General features: G+C 60.5%; 15 protein-coding genes and 1 riboswitch. Of the genes, 12 read left to right on the top strand and 3 right to left on the bottom strand.

The window, feature by feature from the left end; all coding sequences use genetic code 11:
* Nucleotides 1–86: 86 nt before the first annotated feature.
* The 7 genes from hrcA to DWU98_RS17460 all read left to right on the top strand — a co-directional run bounded on the left by hrcA (nucleotide 87) and on the right by DWU98_RS17460 (nucleotide 7,897).
* A complete protein-coding gene (hrcA, locus tag DWU98_RS17490) occupies nucleotides 87–1,142 on the top strand; it encodes a heat-inducible transcriptional repressor HrcA (protein WP_115496852.1) in 1,056 nt (351 codons plus the stop codon).
* An 83-nt stretch (nucleotides 1,143–1,225) separates the two neighbouring features.
* On the top strand, nucleotides 1,226–1,750 hold the full coding sequence (gene grpE, locus DWU98_RS17485; protein WP_115496851.1) for a nucleotide exchange factor GrpE: 525 nt from the start codon (nucleotides 1,226–1,228) through the stop codon (nucleotides 1,748–1,750).
* Between the two features lie 125 nt (nucleotides 1,751–1,875).
* Nucleotides 1,876–3,810: a molecular chaperone DnaK gene (dnaK, locus tag DWU98_RS17480; RefSeq protein WP_115496850.1), complete on the top strand. Its 1,935-nt coding sequence runs from the start codon at nucleotides 1,876–1,878 to the stop codon at nucleotides 3,808–3,810.
* Between the two features lie 61 nt (nucleotides 3,811–3,871).
* A complete protein-coding gene (locus DWU98_RS17475) occupies nucleotides 3,872–4,450 on the top strand; it encodes a TMEM175 family protein (protein ID WP_115496849.1) in 579 nt (192 codons plus the stop codon).
* Complete coding sequence (dnaJ, locus tag DWU98_RS17470) at nucleotides 4,447–5,565, top strand: molecular chaperone DnaJ (RefSeq protein ID WP_115496848.1); 1,119 nt, start codon at nucleotides 4,447–4,449, stop codon at nucleotides 5,563–5,565. Before DWU98_RS17475 ends, dnaJ begins: the two co-directional genes overlap by 4 nt.
* A 205-nt stretch (nucleotides 5,566–5,770) precedes the next feature.
* A complete protein-coding gene (gene dapB, locus DWU98_RS17465) occupies nucleotides 5,771–6,574 on the top strand; it encodes a 4-hydroxy-tetrahydrodipicolinate reductase (RefSeq protein WP_115496847.1) in 804 nt (267 codons plus the stop codon).
* An 86-nt stretch (nucleotides 6,575–6,660) separates the two neighbouring features.
* Nucleotides 6,661–6,801: riboswitch (yybP-ykoY riboswitch) on the top strand.
* Between the two features lie 91 nt (nucleotides 6,802–6,892).
* Complete coding sequence (locus DWU98_RS17460) at nucleotides 6,893–7,897, top strand: sodium:calcium antiporter (protein ID WP_115496846.1); 1,005 nt, start codon at nucleotides 6,893–6,895, stop codon at nucleotides 7,895–7,897.
* A gap of 21 nt (nucleotides 7,898–7,918) precedes the next feature.
* Here DWU98_RS17460 and DWU98_RS17455 read toward each other — a convergent pair whose 3' ends face one another.
* Nucleotides 7,919–8,614, bottom strand: a complete 696-nt coding sequence (locus DWU98_RS17455) for a 2OG-Fe(II) oxygenase (protein ID WP_115496845.1) — start codon at nucleotides 8,612–8,614, stop codon at nucleotides 7,919–7,921.
* Between the two features lie 217 nt (nucleotides 8,615–8,831).
* Here DWU98_RS17455 and carA point away from each other — a divergent pair, with 217 nt between their 5' ends.
* From carA to DWU98_RS17430, 5 genes are all read left to right on the top strand, one after another.
* On the top strand, nucleotides 8,832–9,959 hold the full coding sequence (carA, locus tag DWU98_RS17450) for a glutamine-hydrolyzing carbamoyl-phosphate synthase small subunit (protein ID WP_115496844.1): 1,128 nt from the start codon (nucleotides 8,832–8,834) through the stop codon (nucleotides 9,957–9,959).
* A 1-nt stretch (nucleotide 9,960) separates the two neighbouring features.
* Nucleotides 9,961–13,188 (top strand): carbamoyl-phosphate synthase large subunit, encoded by a 3,228-nt coding sequence (carB, locus tag DWU98_RS17445; RefSeq protein WP_115496843.1) that lies wholly within the window; start codon nucleotides 9,961–9,963, stop codon nucleotides 13,186–13,188.
* Nucleotides 13,185–13,661: a transcription elongation factor GreA gene (gene greA, locus DWU98_RS17440; RefSeq protein WP_115496842.1), complete on the top strand. Its 477-nt coding sequence runs from the start codon at nucleotides 13,185–13,187 to the stop codon at nucleotides 13,659–13,661. Before carB ends, greA begins: the two co-directional genes overlap by 4 nt.
* A gap of 257 nt (nucleotides 13,662–13,918) precedes the next feature.
* Nucleotides 13,919–14,560: a TetR/AcrR family transcriptional regulator gene (locus tag DWU98_RS17435; RefSeq protein WP_115496841.1), complete on the top strand. Its 642-nt coding sequence runs from the start codon at nucleotides 13,919–13,921 to the stop codon at nucleotides 14,558–14,560.
* Between the two features lie 64 nt (nucleotides 14,561–14,624).
* Nucleotides 14,625–15,371 carry an SDR family oxidoreductase gene (locus DWU98_RS17430; protein WP_115496840.1) on the top strand — a complete coding sequence of 249 codons (747 nt, stop codon included), beginning with the start codon at nucleotides 14,625–14,627 and terminating at the stop codon, nucleotides 15,369–15,371.
* 71 nt (nucleotides 15,372–15,442) lie between these two features.
* Here the strand turns inward: DWU98_RS17430 and ykgO are convergent, their stop codons facing one another.
* Nucleotides 15,443–15,568 (bottom strand): type B 50S ribosomal protein L36, encoded by a 126-nt coding sequence (gene ykgO / locus DWU98_RS17425; RefSeq protein WP_008215056.1) that lies wholly within the window; start codon nucleotides 15,566–15,568, stop codon nucleotides 15,443–15,445.
* Between the two features lie 64 nt (nucleotides 15,569–15,632).
* Entirely contained in the window at nucleotides 15,633–16,544 is a 912-nt protein-coding gene (locus DWU98_RS17420; RefSeq protein WP_115496839.1) for a LysR substrate-binding domain-containing protein, read from the bottom strand.
* Between the last annotated feature and the right edge of the window lie 189 nt (nucleotides 16,545–16,733).

Below are 16,733 nucleotides of genomic sequence, written 5' to 3'. Positions count from 1 at the left end.
CGCCCCTATGATCTATCGTTACGGCTTTCTTGCATTCTTTTCCCTCAAACCTTATTTCTTAGCCGTCTCACGGATTGCCACAGCGCATGCCTTCTCACCCAGGTCACGAACTCGATATCCGCGCACGGCGGCTGCTGCGCACGCTGATCGCGCAGTACCTGGCGGACGGCGAGCCGGTGGGGTCGCGTACGTTGTCGCGTTCGTCCGGCCTGGACGTAAGCCCGGCGACCATCCGCAACGTGATGGCCGATCTGGAAGAGGCCGGCCTGATCGCTTCGCCGCATACCTCGGCAGGACGCATTCCCACGCCGCGCGGTTTGCGCCTGTTCGTCGACAGCCTGATCGAGCTGCAACCGTTGCCCCTCGATGAGGTGGTGCGCTTGCAGCGGGAACTGCCGCCCGGTCCGGCGACCGTGCGAGACCTGGTCGGCAACGCCTCAGCACTGCTGTCGGCGATGACGCATTTCGCCGGTGTCGTTACTGTGCCGCGGCAGACCGATTTTCCACTGCGCCATATCGATTTCGTAGCGCTTCCCGATGCGCGCGTGCTGGTTATCCTGGTGTTTTCCGACAATCAGGTGCAAAACCGGGTGATCCAGCTCTTCAAGCCCCTGGACGTGCGGGATCTGGAACAGGCCGCCAACTACATCAACCAACATTTCGTGGGCTTGCGCGTCGACGATATCCGCGCGCACCTGTTGCGCGAATTGCGCGAGGCCAGCAGCGAGCTACATCAGCTTCTGTCCAGTGCGGTGGAGCTGGCGGCGTCGTCCTTCGCGCCGCAGGGCGAGGACGTGCTGGTCAGCGGCCAGACCAATTTGATGGGTTACGCCGAGCTGGCCAATCTGGACCGCCTGCGCGAATTGTTCGAGGCGTTCCACAAGAAAAATGAACTGCTGCAGCTCATGGAAACCTGCGCCAAGGCGCCAGGCGTGCGGCTGTTCATCGGCGAGGAATCGGGCTTTGCTGCGCTGGACGGCTGCAGCGTCGTCACCGCCAGCTATGGTGCGCAGGGAAGGTTGTTGGGCGCCGTGGGTGTGATCGGGCCCACCCGCATGGCTTATGAGCGGGTGATCCCGGTAGTGCAGGCCACGGCCAGTTTACTTAGCGATGCCTTGAATCGCGCCGCCACGGCCTTATAACGGCCGGCTGGGAGGCGGGTTTGCCCGCAAATTTTTGATGGTCGGCAGTGCCTGCCGGCTAAGGACGATGTTTGGAGTCATTCATGCAAAACAGCGATTCGCAGTCGCCCAATCAGGCCCCCGAGGCGGAAGTGTCGGCCGACCAGGTTGCCGCGCTCAAGACCAGGCTGGCCGAATTGGAGGCCAGTAACAATGAGCTGCGCGAAACCGTGCTGCGCGAGAAGGCTGAACTGGAAAACCAGCGTCGCCGCCTGCATCGCGACCTGGAACAGGCGCGGCGCTTCGCCAACGAGAAGCTCCTCAATGATCTGCTGCCCGTCTATGACGGCCTCGAGCGTGGTCTGTCGGTGGAAAGCGCTGATATCGCCGCCATGCGCGAGGGCCTGAACCTCACCCTGAAGGAGCTGCTGCGCATCGCCAGCAACAACGGGTTGGTGCAAGTCGATCCCGTCGACCAGCCGCTCGATCCGGAGCGTCATCACGCGGTGAGCATGGTTGAGGCGCCGGGAAAGGCACCGGGCACCGTCGTGACGGTGCTGCAAAAAGGCTATGTATTGAACGAGCGGTTGCTGCGCCCAGCATTGGTGGCGGTGGCCAAGGACGACTGACTGAACGCTACCCGCAATTCCAGTACTGCAGGGTTTAGCTGACATTGAACCACTTTCACCAAAACCCCATTTGAAAACCATTCGCGGCCCAGGGGCCGCCTACGGATTTCCGGAGCATAGACATCATGGGCAAGATCATCGGTATCGACCTGGGCACGACCAACTCGTGCGTGGCCATCATGGATGGCAGCACCGCAAAGGTGATTGAGAATTCGGAGGGCGATCGCACCACGCCGTCCATCGTCGCCTTCACCAAGGACAGCGAAGTGCTGGTCGGTGCCCCTGCCAAGCGCCAGGGCGTCACCAACCCCAAGAACACCTTCTACGCGGTCAAACGCCTCATCGGCCGCAAGTTCACCGATGCCGAAGTGCAGAAAGATATCCATATCGTGCCGTACGGCATCGTGGCGCATGAAAACGGCGATGCCTGGGTGCAGACGTCCGACGGCAAGAAGATGGCGCCGCCGGAAGTCTCCGCGAAGGTGCTGATGAAGATGAAGAAGACCGCCGAGGATTACCTCGGTGAGCCGGTCACCGAAGCGGTGATCACCGTGCCGGCCTACTTCAACGACAGCCAGCGCCAGGCCACCAAGGACGCCGGCCGCATCGCCGGCCTGGATGTGAAGCGCATCATCAACGAGCCGACTGCGGCCGCGCTCGCTTACGGCTTGGACAAGAAGGGTGCCGATCGCAAGATCGCGGTCTACGACCTTGGTGGCGGCACGTTCGACGTGTCGATCATCGAGATCGCTGAAGTCGACGGCGAGAAGCAGTTCGAAGTGTTGGCCACCAATGGCGACACCTTCCTCGGCGGCGAAGACTTCGACAAACGCGTCATCGATTACCTCATCGAAGAATTCAAGAAGGATCAGGGCATCGATCTCAGCAAGGATCCGCTCGCGCTGCAGCGCCTGAAGGATGCCGCCGAGCGTGCCAAGATCGAGCTGTCTTCTTCGCATCAGACCGAAGTGAATCTGCCGTACGTCACGGCGGATGCCTCCGGTCCGAAGCATCTGAACATCAAACTCACCCGCGCCAAGCTCGAAGCGTTGGTGGAAGACCTGGTTCGTCGCACCATCGAACCCTGCCGCACCGCGCTGAACGATGCCGGCCTGCGCGTGTCCGACATCAGCGAAGTGATCCTGGTGGGTGGTCAGACGCGCATGCCCAAAGTGCAGGAGTCGGTGAAGGACTTCTTCGGCAAGGAGCCGCGCAAGGACGTGAACCCCGATGAAGCCGTCGCCGTGGGTGCGGCCATCCAGGGTGGCGTGCTCGGCGGCTCGGTGAAGGACGTGCTGCTGCTCGACGTGACACCGTTGTCGCTGGGTATCGAAACCATGGGCGGCGTGATGACCAAGCTGATCGAGAAGAACACCACCGTGCCGACCAAGGCCTCGCAGGTGTTCTCCACCGCCGATGACAACCAGACGGCCGTAACCGTGCACGTGCTGCAGGGCGAGCGCGACCGCGCCAGCGCGAACAAGTCGCTGGGCAAGTTCGACCTCGCCGGCATCGACGCGGCCCCGCGCGGCATGCCGCAGATCGAAGTCACCTTCGACATCGACGCCAACGGCATCTTGCACGTGTCGGCCAAGGACAAGAAAACCGGCAAGGAACAGCGCATCGAGATCAAGGCCGGTTCGGGTTTGTCGGATGAAGAAATCCAGCGCATGGTGGCCGACGCCGAAACCCATCGCGAGGAAGACAAGAAGTTCCAGGAGCTCGTGGGCACGCGCAACAAGGCCGACCAACTTGTGCACGCTACGCGTAGCGCGTTGAAGGAGCACGGCGGCAAGGTGCCAGGTGCGCAGCTCAGCGAAATCGAGGGTGCGCTGTCGGATCTGGAAAAGGCGAAGGATAGCGACGACAAGGCCGCCATCGAAGCCAAGATCCAGAAGCTGGAGCAGGTAGCCCAATCGCTGTACGCCGCGGCTCAGGCCGGTCATGCCGATGCCGGTGCGGGCGCGCAACACGGCCCGGGTCCGGGCGGCTCTGCCCAGCCGGACGACGTGGTCGATGCCGAATTCACCGAAGTGAAGAACGACGGCAAATCGTCCTGATCGCAGGGCGGTTGCATAACGGGCGCCCTCCGGGGCGCTCGTTCGCGTTTGGAGGGGAGCGATGGACAAGGGGCGGCTAGAAGCCTTCAGCGATGGCGTGCTCGCCATCATCATCACCATCATGGTGCTGGAACTGAAGGTGCCGGAGGGCGACGGTTGGGATGTCTTGTTCCAGCAATGGCCGATCTTCCTGAGCTACGTACTGAGCTTCATCTACGTAGGCATCTACTGGAACAACCACCATCATTTCCTGCATGCTTCGGAAAAGGTAAACGGCGGCGTGCTTTGGGCCAACCTGCATCTGTTGTTCTGGCTGTCGCTGATGCCGGTGACCACTGGGTGGATGGGCCAAAACCACTTCTCGCAGCGTCCCGTGGCGGTTTACGGTTTTGCGCTGCTGATGTGCGCCATTGCCTGGAGGCCGTTTCAGCGCAGTCTGATCCTGGCCAATGGTGGCGACAGCTCTTTGCTGGCCCAGGCGGTGGGTAGTGACTGGAAAGGCAAGGTCGCCGTCGCCATGTATGTATGCGGCATCCTGCTGGCGTTCGTGGCGCCGTGGGTGTCGTGTGTTCTTTATGCCACGGTGGCTGCGATCTGGTTCATTCCCGATCGGCGCATCGAATCGCGGATCATGAAATGAGCAAGCGTGACTACTATGAAATTCTGGGTGTCGACCGCACAGCGGACGAAGCGGAGCTGAAAAAGGCTTTCCGCCGCCTGGCAATGAAATATCACCCCGATCGCTGCCCGGACGACCCGCAAGCGCAAGAGAAATTCAAAGAGGCCAAGGAGGCCTACGAGATCCTTTGCGACGCGCAAAAACGCGCGATGTACGACCAGTACGGCCACGCCGCCTTCGAGGGTGGCATGGGCGGTCGCGGTGGTGGCGCCGGTTTCGGCGACATGGGCGACATTTTTGGCGATATTTTCGGCGACATTTTCGGTACCGGACGTTCCTCGCGTCCGCGTCGCGGTGCAGATCTGCGCTACATCATGGAGTTGGATCTGGAAGAAGCCGTCTTCGGCATCGAGAAAAAGTTCGACATTCCCACGCAAGTCAACTGCCAGCACTGCAATGGCACCGGATCGGAAGACGGCAAGACCGTCACTTGCCGAACCTGTAATGGCCACGGTCGCGTGCGCATGCAGAACGGCATATTTTCGATCCAGCAAGCATGCCCGCATTGCAGCGGCACTGGTCGCGCGATCGAAAAAGCCTGCAAAAAGTGCCATGGCGAGGGTCGCCTGGAAGAGACGCGCACGCTATCCGTGCGCATTCCGGCGGGTGTCGACAATGGCGATCGCATCCGCTTGGCCGGGCAGGGCGAAGCGGGGCCCGTTGGCGTCGAAGCCGGTGATCTTTACGTCGAAGTGCGCATGCGCGAGCACGCTATCTTTCAGCGTGATGGCAATAATCTTTACTGCGAAGTGCCCATTCGATTTTCGCAAGCAGCATTGGGTGCGGAGTTGCAAGTGCCCACGCTGGATGGTGAGGTCGGCATCACGATCCCTCCGGAAACGCAAACCGGTCAGCAGTTTGTGTTGCGCGGGCGCGGTGTGAAATCCGTGCGTGGTGGCCGCACCGGTGATCTGGTCTGCCGCGTCATGGTGGAAACACCGGTGCGACTGACCCGCGAGCAGCGCGAACTGCTGGAAAAACTGGAAGCCACCTTCACCGACGACGATGAGCATACGCCGCGCGCCAAGGGCTGGATGGATGGCGTGAAGCAATTCTGGTCGCGAGTGACGTCCTGATTCAGATTACTATCTGTTCGCGATCTCGCAGCCGTCATTCCCGCGAAAGCGGGAATCCATAGTGCTCTGATGCAAAGTCGAGCGTGGATTGACCAGCTTCGCTGTTGAAAAGCGCATCCGCTTTCGCGGGAATGATGGCAAGAACAATGAAGCTTTCCGTTGTTGATGATGAGCCGTTGAAACAAAGCCTCCGAAGGAATGAAGCATGACATCACCCATCCGCCTAGCTATCAATGGCGCCTCAGGTCGCATGGGTCGCGCATTGCTTTCATTACTGCGCGAAGACAAGCGCTTTGAGCTAGTCAGTGCGTTGGTGTCCGCCGATTCGGTGCACAACGGCAAGCCAGTATTCGTAGATATTTCTGCTTCACTTCGCCAATCAACTGATTGGAGTGCAATCGCCGCCGATGTCGTCATCGACTTCAGCGGACCGGATGGATTGGCGGCTGCACTTATGCATTGCAAGGCAAATAAGATCGCCTTGGTGACGGGCACGACCGGCATCGACGCATCGCTGCAAACAAAGCTCGATGAAGCCGCGCAACACATCCCACTGTTGCACGCCGCCAATTTTAGCCTCGGCGTCGCCGTATTGAAGCGTTTGCTGAGCGAGGCGGCAGCGGCGTTGCCCGATTGGGATCTGGAAATCATCGAGGCGCATCACAGCCGCAAGGAAGACGCGCCGTCCGGCACCGCGCTCGCCTTGGGACATGCCGCCGCCCAGGCGCGTGGCACAAGCTTGGCCAAGGATGCGGTGTATGTGCGGGAGGGCCGTCCGGGTGCACGTCGTAGCGGCAGCATCGGTTTTGCCGTGGTACGCGGGGGAGATGTCGTGGGCGAACACACTGCGTTGCTGCTTGGTCAGGGCGAGCGTGTCGAATTGAGCCATCGCGCTACCGATCGCTCCATTTTTGCGCGCGGCGCACTCGAAGCTGCAGCATGGCTTGCAGGTAAAGAGCCGGGAACCTACCACATCGACGACCTGCTTCAGGCGCGCATGCCCGTTTAGGGCTCAGCGAGGGATCGCTCTTTGGGCCGGTTTGGCCCACCTATGAGCGTTGTGAGCCCCCAACAAAGCCTGTACTATGCGCGCCACTCACTGTCATTGGGGAGTAGCCATCCTCGTTGCACCGAGCCGCCAGGCTGTCGTGCAAGGAGGAATCCGCGTCAACATACTTGAAGCCTTGAGCTTCATGGCGCGGATGGTTATCGCAGGCCTCCTGCTTGCGATGGTCCGGCGAGACCTTTGGCCACGACGCGTTCACCCCGGCCGGGCGAGCAGCGTGCGTGTGCCATTGGTTTGCGCTCGCCCGGCCCGGAATCGTTCATGGCGCTCACCGCATTCCTGTTTCTGTTGTCCGCCGTAGTCATCTACGCGGCCTGCGAGTATTTCGTCAACGGCATCGAGTGGCTGGGGAAAAAGCTCAATCTTGGCGCGACCGCTACCGGTACCGTGCTGGCCGCGTTCGGAACGGCTTTGCCGGAAAGCGCTGTGACGTTCGTAGCAGTGATAATGGGTCGTACCGCCGAAGTGCGCGACATCGGGGTGGGTGCGGCGATGGGTGGCCCACTGGTGCTGGCAACGATCGCCTACGCCGTGGTGGGTGGCGCGCTGTGGAGCAACCGTCGACATCTGGGACGCATAGATACCTGCGTGCAAGCGAAGGAAGCGCGGCTTGCGCGCGATCAATCGTGGTTCTTGTCGATTTTCGTTGTGAAGTGCGCGCTCGGCTTGATCGCTTTCGCTTTCAAGCCGTGGCTGGGCGTGATGTTTCTGCTCGCTTACGCGGTGTACGTATGGCGTGAATTGAAAAACGAGGACGACGTTGCCGACCACGACGAGCTGCTTGAACCGCTGAAATTCCAGCCACGCGCGTCAACGCCTTCGGTGCTGGCAGTGCTATCGCAAACGGGGCTGGCGTTGCTGGTGATTGCTCTGGCCTCCCACGTTTTCGTATCGCAGATCGAAGCGATCGGCATGGCGATGCATCTGCCGCCACACATGGTGGCGTTGGTGTTGAGTCCTGTAGCGACTGAGCTGCCAGAGACAATGAATGCGTTGATATGGGTGCGCCAGGGCAAGGAGCGGCTGGCGCTAGCCAATATTTCCGGCGCGATGATGATCCAGGCCACCGTACCCAGCGCACTGGCGATCTTTGCCACGCCCTGGATGTTCGACACGCCGTTGCTGGTCTCGGGTGTGGTAACCGCCGTGGCCATCATCTACCTGTGGCAGCTCTTCCGCCGTGGACGTGTGGACGGGCGACGGCTGGTGCCAGTGGGCCTGCTTTATCTGCTGTTTGTGGCGTTCGTGGTGTGGTGCGTCGCCTGAGGGACGCTTACATGCGCGGTATCAGTTCTTGTGCGCGGCGCTGCGGTCGCGCCCCGCGCCAAGCTTGCGATCGAGTACGCCAAACAATTTCTTGAACGCGCGTGAGAATTTGCCGCGCTTGGTCTTGCGCAGCTTTTCCTCTTCGCTGGTGAGCCACGCCACCTGAATCACGCGTCGCTCGCCTTCATACGGCAAATGACCGTGGAAGGAATTTTCGCAGCGCTTGAACACGGCGAACTCGCCATACAGCGGCTTGAGTTCCGGCGCGACGAGATCATCGATATTGTCGACGACATTGAGAAAACGCAGGCAACCGTCACTTGTATCCGGCCACTGCGTGTTGAGGTAGAGCAGGGCGGTGGCCACCTTGGAACGACTGTCGGTGTGGATGGTGCCGTGGCGCTTGTTGAGGGCGCGGCACAGCGTGATCAGTGTGGGGTATTGCCCCAGATTCTCGATGCCCAGATAGCGGCCGACCGCGCTGGCGAATTGCGGCGTGGTCATCTGATTCACGAGCGCATTGACCGAGGGCCCGCAATCGATCGGGTCGTAAGGAAAAAAGCCCGCGCTGGCGTACTTGGGAAAATCCCGCTCCAGGTCGCCGCGCGCCTCATCCGGCAGCTGGCCGTGCGCAATCATGAATGGAAAGGGGTGCTGGCGCACATCCGTATCCGGGCGATCGAGGCGAGAAGGATCCAGCAGTACGGTGGCGTTCATCAAGTTTCGCAGCTTTCCTAGCTAAGTGGCCGTCAGTCTAGCGCGAGCACGCTGCCGGCGTGCGAGACGTCGTTGTGCTTTCGATGGCTAGCTCGGGTGGACAGAAAGCCCCTCGCAGCCTATCATTTCAACCCGCCCGAGACTTTCCTTCACTTAAGGTCCACAAGCCTGCTTTGATGCGGCTTGCGGACCTTGCTGCACCTAAAGGCGGCCCTTCATGCCTCATTCCGCTCTGCTTGCCCTCGAAGACGGCAGCGTATTCCACGGCCACTCCGTAGGTGCGACTGGCGATACCGTTGGCGAGGTGGTTTTCAACACCGCGATGACCGGCTACCAGGAGATCCTTACCGATCCCTCCTACGCTCGCCAGATCGTCACCCTCACATACCCTCATATCGGCAACACCGGCTGCAACGAAGTGGATGCCGAATCCACCCGCGTGCACACGGCAGGCCTGATCGTGCGCGATGTGCCACGCCGGGCCAGCAACTGGCGTAGTACCGAGAGCCTGCCCGATTACCTTAAGCGCCACGGCATCGTCGCCATCGCCGGTATCGATACGCGCCGCCTCACGCGCATCCTGCGCGACAAGGGCGCACTGAACGGGTGCATCGTCGCCGGTGAATCCATCGATCTCGATGCCGCGCTCGCCAAGGCCCGCGCCTTCCCTGGCTTGAACGGCATGGACCTGGCCAAGGTAGTCAGCGTCGACAAGGCCTACAACTGGAACGAGGGAGTGTATGACCTCGACCGCACGGCCTTCCACGAAACGGACAAGCGCTTCAACGTGGTCGCCTACGATTACGGCGTCAAGCGCAACATTCTTCGCCTGCTGGCCGAGCGTGGTTGCGAAATCACCGTCGTCCCCGCGCAGACACCCGCTGCGGACGTGTTGGCGATGGAACCGGATGGCGTGTTTCTTTCCAACGGCCCCGGCGATCCGGCCGCATGCGATTACGCCATTGCCGCCACGCGCGAATTTCTTGCCGCGGAAATCCCGCTGTTTGGCATCTGCCTGGGTCACCAGATCATGGGGGCTGCGGTGGGCGCGAAAACGATGAAGATGAAATTCGGCCATCACGGTGCGAATCATCCGGTGAAAGATCACGACGACGGCCGTGTGCTGATCACTTCGCAGAACCACGGCTTCTCGGTAGATGCATCGACGCTGCCTTCCAATGTGCGTGTCACTCACACCTCGCTGTTCGATGGTTCGCTGCAGGGCTTTACGCTCACCGATCGCCCGGCTTTCTGCTTCCAGGGACACCCGGAAGCGAGCCCAGGCCCGCTGGATATAGGTTATCTGTTCGATCGTTTTGCCAAGCTGATGCAGGAGGCTCGCTGAAATGCCCAAGCGCAATGACATCAAGAGCATCCTGATCATCGGCGCCGGCCCGATCGTGATCGGTCAGGCCTGCGAGTTCGACTACTCCGGCGCACAGGCGTGCAAGGCGCTGAAGGAGGAGGGTTACCGGGTGATCCTGGTGAACTCCAACCCCGCCACGATCATGACCGATCCAGAGATGGCCGATGCGGTGTACATCGAGCCAATCAACTGGCAGACGGTGGAGCGCATCATCGCCAAGGAGCGCCCGGACGCCGTGCTGCCGACGATGGGCGGCCAGACGGGCCTCAACTGCGCGCTCGACCTGGCCGATAACGGTGTGCTCGACAAATACCGCGTTGAGCTGATTGGCGCCTCCCGCGAAGCCATTCGCATGGCTGAAGATCGAGAGCTGTTCCGCGTGGCCATGGGCGAGATCGGCCTGGAATGCCCGCGGGCGGCAGTGGCCAGATCGTTCGAGCAGGCAGTGGAGATTCAAACCACCGTCGGCTACCCCACGATCATTCGCCCGAGCTTTACGCTCGGCGGTTCCGGTGGCGGCATTGCGTACAACCGCGAAGAATTCGAAGATATCGTCAAGCGCGGTCTCGAACTTTCACCGGTGCACGAAGTGCTGGTGGAAGAATCCGTGCTCGGCTGGAAAGAGTTCGAAATGGAAGTGGTCCGCGACAAAGCGGACAACTGCATCATCGTGTGCTCGATCGAAAACCTCGATCCGATGGGTGTACACACCGGTGACTCCATCACCGTGGCGCCTGCACAGACGCTCACCGATAAGGAATACCAGCGCTTGCGCGATGCCTCCATCGCCGTACTGCGCAAGATCGGCGTCGATACCGGGGGTTCCAACGTGCAGTTCGGCGTGAATGCCGAAACCGGTCGCGTGGTGGTGATCGAAATGAATCCGCGCGTATCGCGTTCGTCCGCGCTCGCCTCCAAGGCCACTGGTTTTCCGATCGCCAAGGTCGCGGCGAAGCTCGCCGTGGGCTATACGCTGGATGAACTGAAGAACGACATCACCGGCGGGCTGACGCCGGCTTCGTTCGAACCGACCATCGATTACGTGGTCACCAAGATTCCGCGCTTTGCGTTCGAGAAATTCCCGCAGGCCGATGCACGCCTCACCACGCAGATGAAGTCGGTGGGCGAAGTCATGGCGATCGGCCGCAGTTTCCACGAATCGCTACAGAAGGCGCTGCGTGGTTTGGAAATCGGCAAGTCCGGTCTGAACCCTACCACCCTCGATATCGCTAGCGAAGAAGGCCTCGCAACGCTCAAGCGCGAGTTGCGTGAGCCGCGGCCCGATCGCGTGTTCCATCTGGCCGATGCCTTCCGTGCGGGTTTGTCGCTGGAAGAAGTGCACAACTTGAGTCGTGTCGATCCGTGGTTCCTTACCGCGTTCGAAGATATCGTGCTGACGGAGAACGAAGTGCGCGAGCAGGGTCTCAGCGCGCTCAATGCTGCGCGCATGCGCGAACTCAAGCGCCTGGGTTTTGCCGATGCGCGCCTGGCCGAACTCACAAACACCGATGAGGCGGCGATCCGCCATCTGCGTCGCACGATGGGCGTGCGCCCGGTTTACAAGCGCGTGGATTCCTGCGCGGCCGAATTCGCCACGACGACGGCCTACATGTACTCGACCTATGAGGAAGAGTGCGAGGCCAATCCCACCACGCGCGACAAGATCATGGTGCTGGGTGGTGGTCCGAATCGCATCGGGCAGGGCATTGAGTTCGACTACTGCTGCGTGCATGCCGCGCTTGCGCTGCGCGAAGACGGGTTCGAGACCATCATGGTCAACTGCAACCCCGAAACCGTCTCCACGGACTACGACACCTCCGACCGTCTGTATTTCGAGCCGCTCACGCTGGAAGATGTGCTGGAAATCGTCGACCTGGAAAAGCCCAAGGGCGTGATCGTGCAGTACGGCGGTCAGACGCCGCTGAAACTTGCACGCGCGCTTGAAGCTGCCGGCGCTCCTATCATCGGCACCAATCCGGATTCGATCGATCTGGCCGAAGACCGCGAGCGCTTCCAGCAGATGATCACCAAGCTGGGCCTGACCCAGCCGCCGAACCGCACCGCGCGCAATGCAGACGAAGCCTTGGCGCTGGCACGCGAGATCGGCTATCCGTTGGTAGTGCGCCCCAGTTACGTGCTGGGCGGCCGTGCGATGGAAGTGGTGTATGACGACGCCGATCTTTCGCGCTATATCCGCGAAGCCGTACAGGTATCGAACGATTCGCCGGTGTTACTCGATCGTTTCCTGGATCACGCCGTGGAAGTGGACGTAGACGTCATTGCCGACTGCGACGGTAACGTACTGGTTGGCGGCATCATGGAGCACATTGAAGAGGCTGGCGTGCACTCGGGCGATTCATCCTGCTCACTGCCGCCGTACTCGCTGTCGCCCGCCATCCAGAATGAGCTACGCCGACAGGTCGGCCTGATGGCGAAGGAGCTCAAGGTCGTTGGCCTGATGAACACCCAATTCGCCATTCAAGGCGAGACGGTGTTCATCTTGGAAGTGAATCCGCGCGCATCGCGCACGGTGCCGTTCGTATCCAAAGCCACCGGTGTGCCACTTGCCAAGATTGCTGCACGCTGCATGGCGGGCCGCACGCTGGATGAGCAAGGTGCCACGCGTGAAGTGATTCCGAGCTACTACTCGGTGAAGGAAGCGATCTTCCCATTCCTGAAATTCCAGAACGTCGATCCGATTCTCGGTCCGGAAATGCGCTCCACCGGTGAAGTGATGGGTGTGGGCCGCAGCTTCGGCGCGGCGTTCGCGCGCGGTCACGACGCGGCCGGCATCAAGACCCCGCCCAAAGGCAAGGTGTTCGTGTCGGTGCGCGATGCCGATAAGGATCGCCTGTTGCCGATTGCTGCCGACATTGCCTCGCGCGGCTTTACGCTGGTCGCGACGTCCGGCACGGCAAGCTATCTCACCGCGCACGGCGTGATCTGCGAGCGCATCAACAAAGTGCTTGAGGGGCGCCCGCATATCGTCGACCTGATCAAGAACGGCGAGATTGTCTATATCGTCAACACGACTGAAGGCAAGCAGGCGATTGCCGACTCGTTCTCGATCCGACGTGAAGCGCTGCAGCATCGTGTTACGTATTCCACTACGGTTGCGGGCGCGCGTGCGCTCGTGCATTCGCTGGATTTCCACGACAGTGGCGAAGTGCACAGTCTGCAAGAACTGCATAAGGAGCTGAGCGCATGAGTCGCGCACCCATCACCAAAATTGGTTCGGAACGTCTGCGTGGCGAATTGGATCGCCTCAAGTCGGTCCAGCGTCCGAAGATCATCGCGGCCATCGCTGAAGCGCGGGCTCACGGCGATCTGAAGGAAAACGCCGAATATCACGCTGCACGCGAGCAGCAGAGCTTTATTGAAGGCCGCATCGCCGAGCTGGAAGCGGCATTGTCGACAGCCGAAGTCATCGATGTTTCGCGCCTTTCCGCTGGCAGCAAAGTGGTGTTCGGCGCCACAGTGGAATTGGAAGACGAGGACAGCGGTGAGTCGGTCACATACCAGATCGTGGGCGACCTGGAGGCGGACATCAAACAGCGTTTGATCGCCGTGTCCTCACCCATTGCGCGTGCCCTGATCGGCAAGAGTGCCGGGGACAGCTTCGAATTCAAGGCACCCAACGGCACCAAGCGCTACGAGATTACGGGCGTCAGTTACGAATGAACGAGCGCCGCTGGCTGACGAGGCCAGACTGCGAAAACGACACTCCCGGGCTCCCTTTGAGCCCGGTTTTTTTTCGCCATACAACCTGAGCGGTTCTAGCGAACGCTCGGATCGAAACCGCTGACCAGAACATTCGCCATCTTCGGCGCATCCTGCTAAGCGGGGTGGCAAATCCGGTGCATATCCATTGAAAGCTCTTGGATGTAAATGTAAATTTGCATTTACATATAGGATCATTCCTGTCCAGAGCCTGTGTTATGTCCAAAGCCAGGACGCATCGAGAACCCAAGCAACAGCGTAGTCGCGACACCCTGCAGCGCCTGCTTGCTGCGACGGTCATGGTACTGGAAGAGCAGGGGCTGGACGCCACGGTGCCGCGTATCGCCAAGGCCGCCAAAGTGGCGCCTGCCAGTATCTATCGCCGGTTCGTGGACAAGGATGCATTGCTGCGGGCAGCATTTCTGGAAGTCCTCCGCCAAAGCAATGCGATGAACCAGGACACGCTGGCCAAGGCCATGCAGTGCCAGACCTTGGAAGAGACCGTGGCGCGGGTAATCAGCGCTTTGTTCGAGCAATACCGGCGGCATCCGCGCCTGCTAAAGGCGTTGACGCGATTTATGGAAAGCGACACGGATGAGGTGTTCGGGCGAAACGCCAGGCTGCATATCGCCGAGAACTTCAATCTGATCGTCGATGCGTTGCTGCCCTTCCGGGCGGGCATTCACCACCCGTTGCCACGCCAGGCTCTGCAATTTGCTTTGCTCTGGGCGGGAAGCGCGATGGAGGCGTATGCGCTGGATAGCGCGTCGTTATGGCATACGGTATTGCCGCTGTCGGAAAAAGAGTTCAAGGCTGAGCTGACACGCGGCTTCGTAGCGTACCTACGTCACTCTGGCTAATTTACGTCGAGCCGGCTTGCGATGATTTTGCATAATCATCCTTACATGACGTGAGGAGTTTTGTATGCCTAAGGTGGTTTTGATTACGGGCGCAAGCCGGGGCATTGGTCGTGCCACGGCAAAGCTTTTGGGCGCGCAAGGCTGGTCGATCGGCATCAACTTTATGCAGAACGAAGCGGCGGCGCACGAAGCCGTTGCAGAAGTGCGGCAGGCCGGCGGTGATGCCTTCCCCATTCGTGGCGATGCCGCCGACGAATCAGATGTCCTGGCGATGTTCGACGCGGTGGAATCGACCTTTGGCCGAGTCGATGCGTTGGTGAACAATGCAGGCATCGTCGCGCCTTCCATGCCGTTGGCCGATATGAGCATCGCACGACTCAAGAAGATATTCGACGTGAACATCCTGGGCGCGTACTTATGCGCACGCGAAGCCGCGCGGCGCATGTCCAAAGGGCGTGGCGGCCATGGTGGTGTGATCGTCAATGTGTCTTCCATCGCCTCAAGGCTGGGTTCGCCTCACGAATACGTGGATTACGCGGGCTCCAAAGGTGCCATCGATACGATGACGATCGGGCTTGCCAAGGAGCTCGGCCAGGAAGGCGTGCGAGTAAACGCCGTTCGCCCAGGGCTTATCGATACCGAGATTCATGCGAGCGGAGGCCGTCCGGATCGCGCTGCGATGCTTGGCGCGCAATCACCGCTCGGTCGACCGGGTACCGCGGATGAAGTGGCCGAAACGATTGTATGGTTGCTCAGTGACGCCGCTTCGTACGTAACGGGCGCCTTGCTTGATGTCGGCGGTGGCCGTTAGTGATGCATGCCGAGCGCGGGCATAAAAAAAGCCGCTTCGCAGCGGCTTTTTTTACGGGTTCGCAATGCAGCTCAACGCTGGCGCGCCTTGAAGCGCGGGTTGCTCTTGCAGATCACGAACACTTTGCCGCGACGGCGCACAACCTTGCAGTCACGGTGCCGCTGCTTGGCGGACTTCAAAGAGGAAAGCACCTTCACGGCAGGCTCCTAAGGACGAAATGGATCAACGTAAGCAAGCAAGTATAACGATTTGAACCACTTATCACAAGCCTAGCGCCGCTTTGGCGTCAGCGACGATTTCCAGGAACTGTTGCACCACCGGCGAAGGGTTTTGAGCCCTGCTGGCAACAGCCAAGAGCAGGTAGGCGTCCGGATCGGCCAATGGCACATAGCTTACGCCGGGTAACTTCACTGCCCGCATGCTGGCGGGCACGAGGGCGAGGCCGATGCGGGCGGCCACCAGGGCGATCAGGCCGTTGATCTGCTGGGCTTGTTGACGGATGACGGGGTTGAAGCCTGCCTTGGCGGCCAGACGCGTCAGCCGATCATAGAGTGTGGCGGCCAACTCGCGTGGCTGAACCACAAACGGATCGCCGGCAATCTCCGACATGTCCACACTTTGCCGGCCAGCCAGGCGGTGGCCCTCGGGCAGGGCGAGCAATAAGGGTTCGCGATCGATGACATCAAACCTCAGGGCGCGGGCATCGTCCTCGTGGCTGGCCACGTCACGCACGAAGCCCACGTCGATCTGACCGTTGCGGATGGCCGAGAACTGCGGTTCTGTATACATCTCGCTTAGCCACACCCGCACGTTCGGCGCGTTCTGCCCAAGTTTGATCAGTGTCTGGGGCAGGGCAGGATGGAAAGACACCGAAACGGTGTAGGCGAGCTTCAAATGACCGCTGAAGCCGGCGGCTGCTTCAGCCACCTGGGTGCGGGCTTCGTCGGCCATGACCAGGATCCGTCGCGCCTGCTCAAGAAACAGGCGGCCTGGCGGGGTGAGCATGACGTTGCGCTTATCGCGCTCCAGCAGGCGTACGCCCAACTCCTGTTCCAGTGCCTGGATCTGTTGGGACAGAGGCGGCTGCGAAAGATGGAGTCGCTGAGCGGCGCGCGTGAAGCTCAATTCTTCCGCGACGGCGATGAAATAGCGCAGCTGGCGAAAATCAAACATATATGACTTTCGAATAAATGGTGGTCTAAATATATATTTGATTCTGTATCGCGTCGATCATAATATGATCTCCGTCGCGGCACTGACCCCCTCCCCCCGAGTGCCGTTGACCCTCGCCCCGCAGCGACGCTACCCCCGCGGTATTTCGGCATCCCTCCCCAGAGCCAATACCGACGCGTCGCTAGCGGG

This window comes from Dyella monticola, assembly GCF_003363155.1.
Taxonomy (GTDB): domain Bacteria; phylum Pseudomonadota; class Gammaproteobacteria; order Xanthomonadales; family Rhodanobacteraceae; genus Dyella_B; species Dyella_B monticola.
Note: the sequence above shows the minus strand (reverse complement) of the source record. Positions and strands in the feature narration are given on the sequence as shown.

What these genes read in the sequence shown, in the direction of transcription:
- hrcA (WP_115496852.1), top strand. Translation starts at nt 87, where the DNA reads ATGCCTTCTCACCCAGGTCACGAACTCGATATCCGCGCACGGCGGCTG.
- grpE (WP_115496851.1), top strand. Translation starts at nt 1,226, where the DNA reads ATGCAAAACAGCGATTCGCAGTCGCCCAATCAGGCCCCCGAGGCGGAA.
- dnaK (WP_115496850.1), top strand. Translation starts at nt 1,876, where the DNA reads ATGGGCAAGATCATCGGTATCGACCTGGGCACGACCAACTCGTGCGTG.
- DWU98_RS17475 (WP_115496849.1), top strand. Translation starts at nt 3,872, where the DNA reads ATGGACAAGGGGCGGCTAGAAGCCTTCAGCGATGGCGTGCTCGCCATC.
- dnaJ (WP_115496848.1), top strand. Translation starts at nt 4,447, where the DNA reads ATGAGCAAGCGTGACTACTATGAAATTCTGGGTGTCGACCGCACAGCG.
- dapB (WP_115496847.1), top strand. Translation starts at nt 5,771, where the DNA reads ATGACATCACCCATCCGCCTAGCTATCAATGGCGCCTCAGGTCGCATG.
- DWU98_RS17460 (WP_115496846.1), top strand. Translation starts at nt 6,893, where the DNA reads ATGGCGCTCACCGCATTCCTGTTTCTGTTGTCCGCCGTAGTCATCTAC.
- DWU98_RS17455 (WP_115496845.1), bottom strand. Translation starts at nt 8,614, where the DNA reads ATGAACGCCACCGTACTGCTGGATCCTTCTCGCCTCGATCGCCCGGAT.
- carA (WP_115496844.1), top strand. Translation starts at nt 8,832, where the DNA reads ATGCCTCATTCCGCTCTGCTTGCCCTCGAAGACGGCAGCGTATTCCAC.
- carB (WP_115496843.1), top strand. Translation starts at nt 9,961, where the DNA reads ATGCCCAAGCGCAATGACATCAAGAGCATCCTGATCATCGGCGCCGGC.
- greA (WP_115496842.1), top strand. Translation starts at nt 13,185, where the DNA reads ATGAGTCGCGCACCCATCACCAAAATTGGTTCGGAACGTCTGCGTGGC.
- DWU98_RS17435 (WP_115496841.1), top strand. Translation starts at nt 13,919, where the DNA reads ATGTCCAAAGCCAGGACGCATCGAGAACCCAAGCAACAGCGTAGTCGC.
- DWU98_RS17430 (WP_115496840.1), top strand. Translation starts at nt 14,625, where the DNA reads ATGCCTAAGGTGGTTTTGATTACGGGCGCAAGCCGGGGCATTGGTCGT.
- DWU98_RS17420 (WP_115496839.1), bottom strand. Translation starts at nt 16,544, where the DNA reads ATGTTTGATTTTCGCCAGCTGCGCTATTTCATCGCCGTCGCGGAAGAA.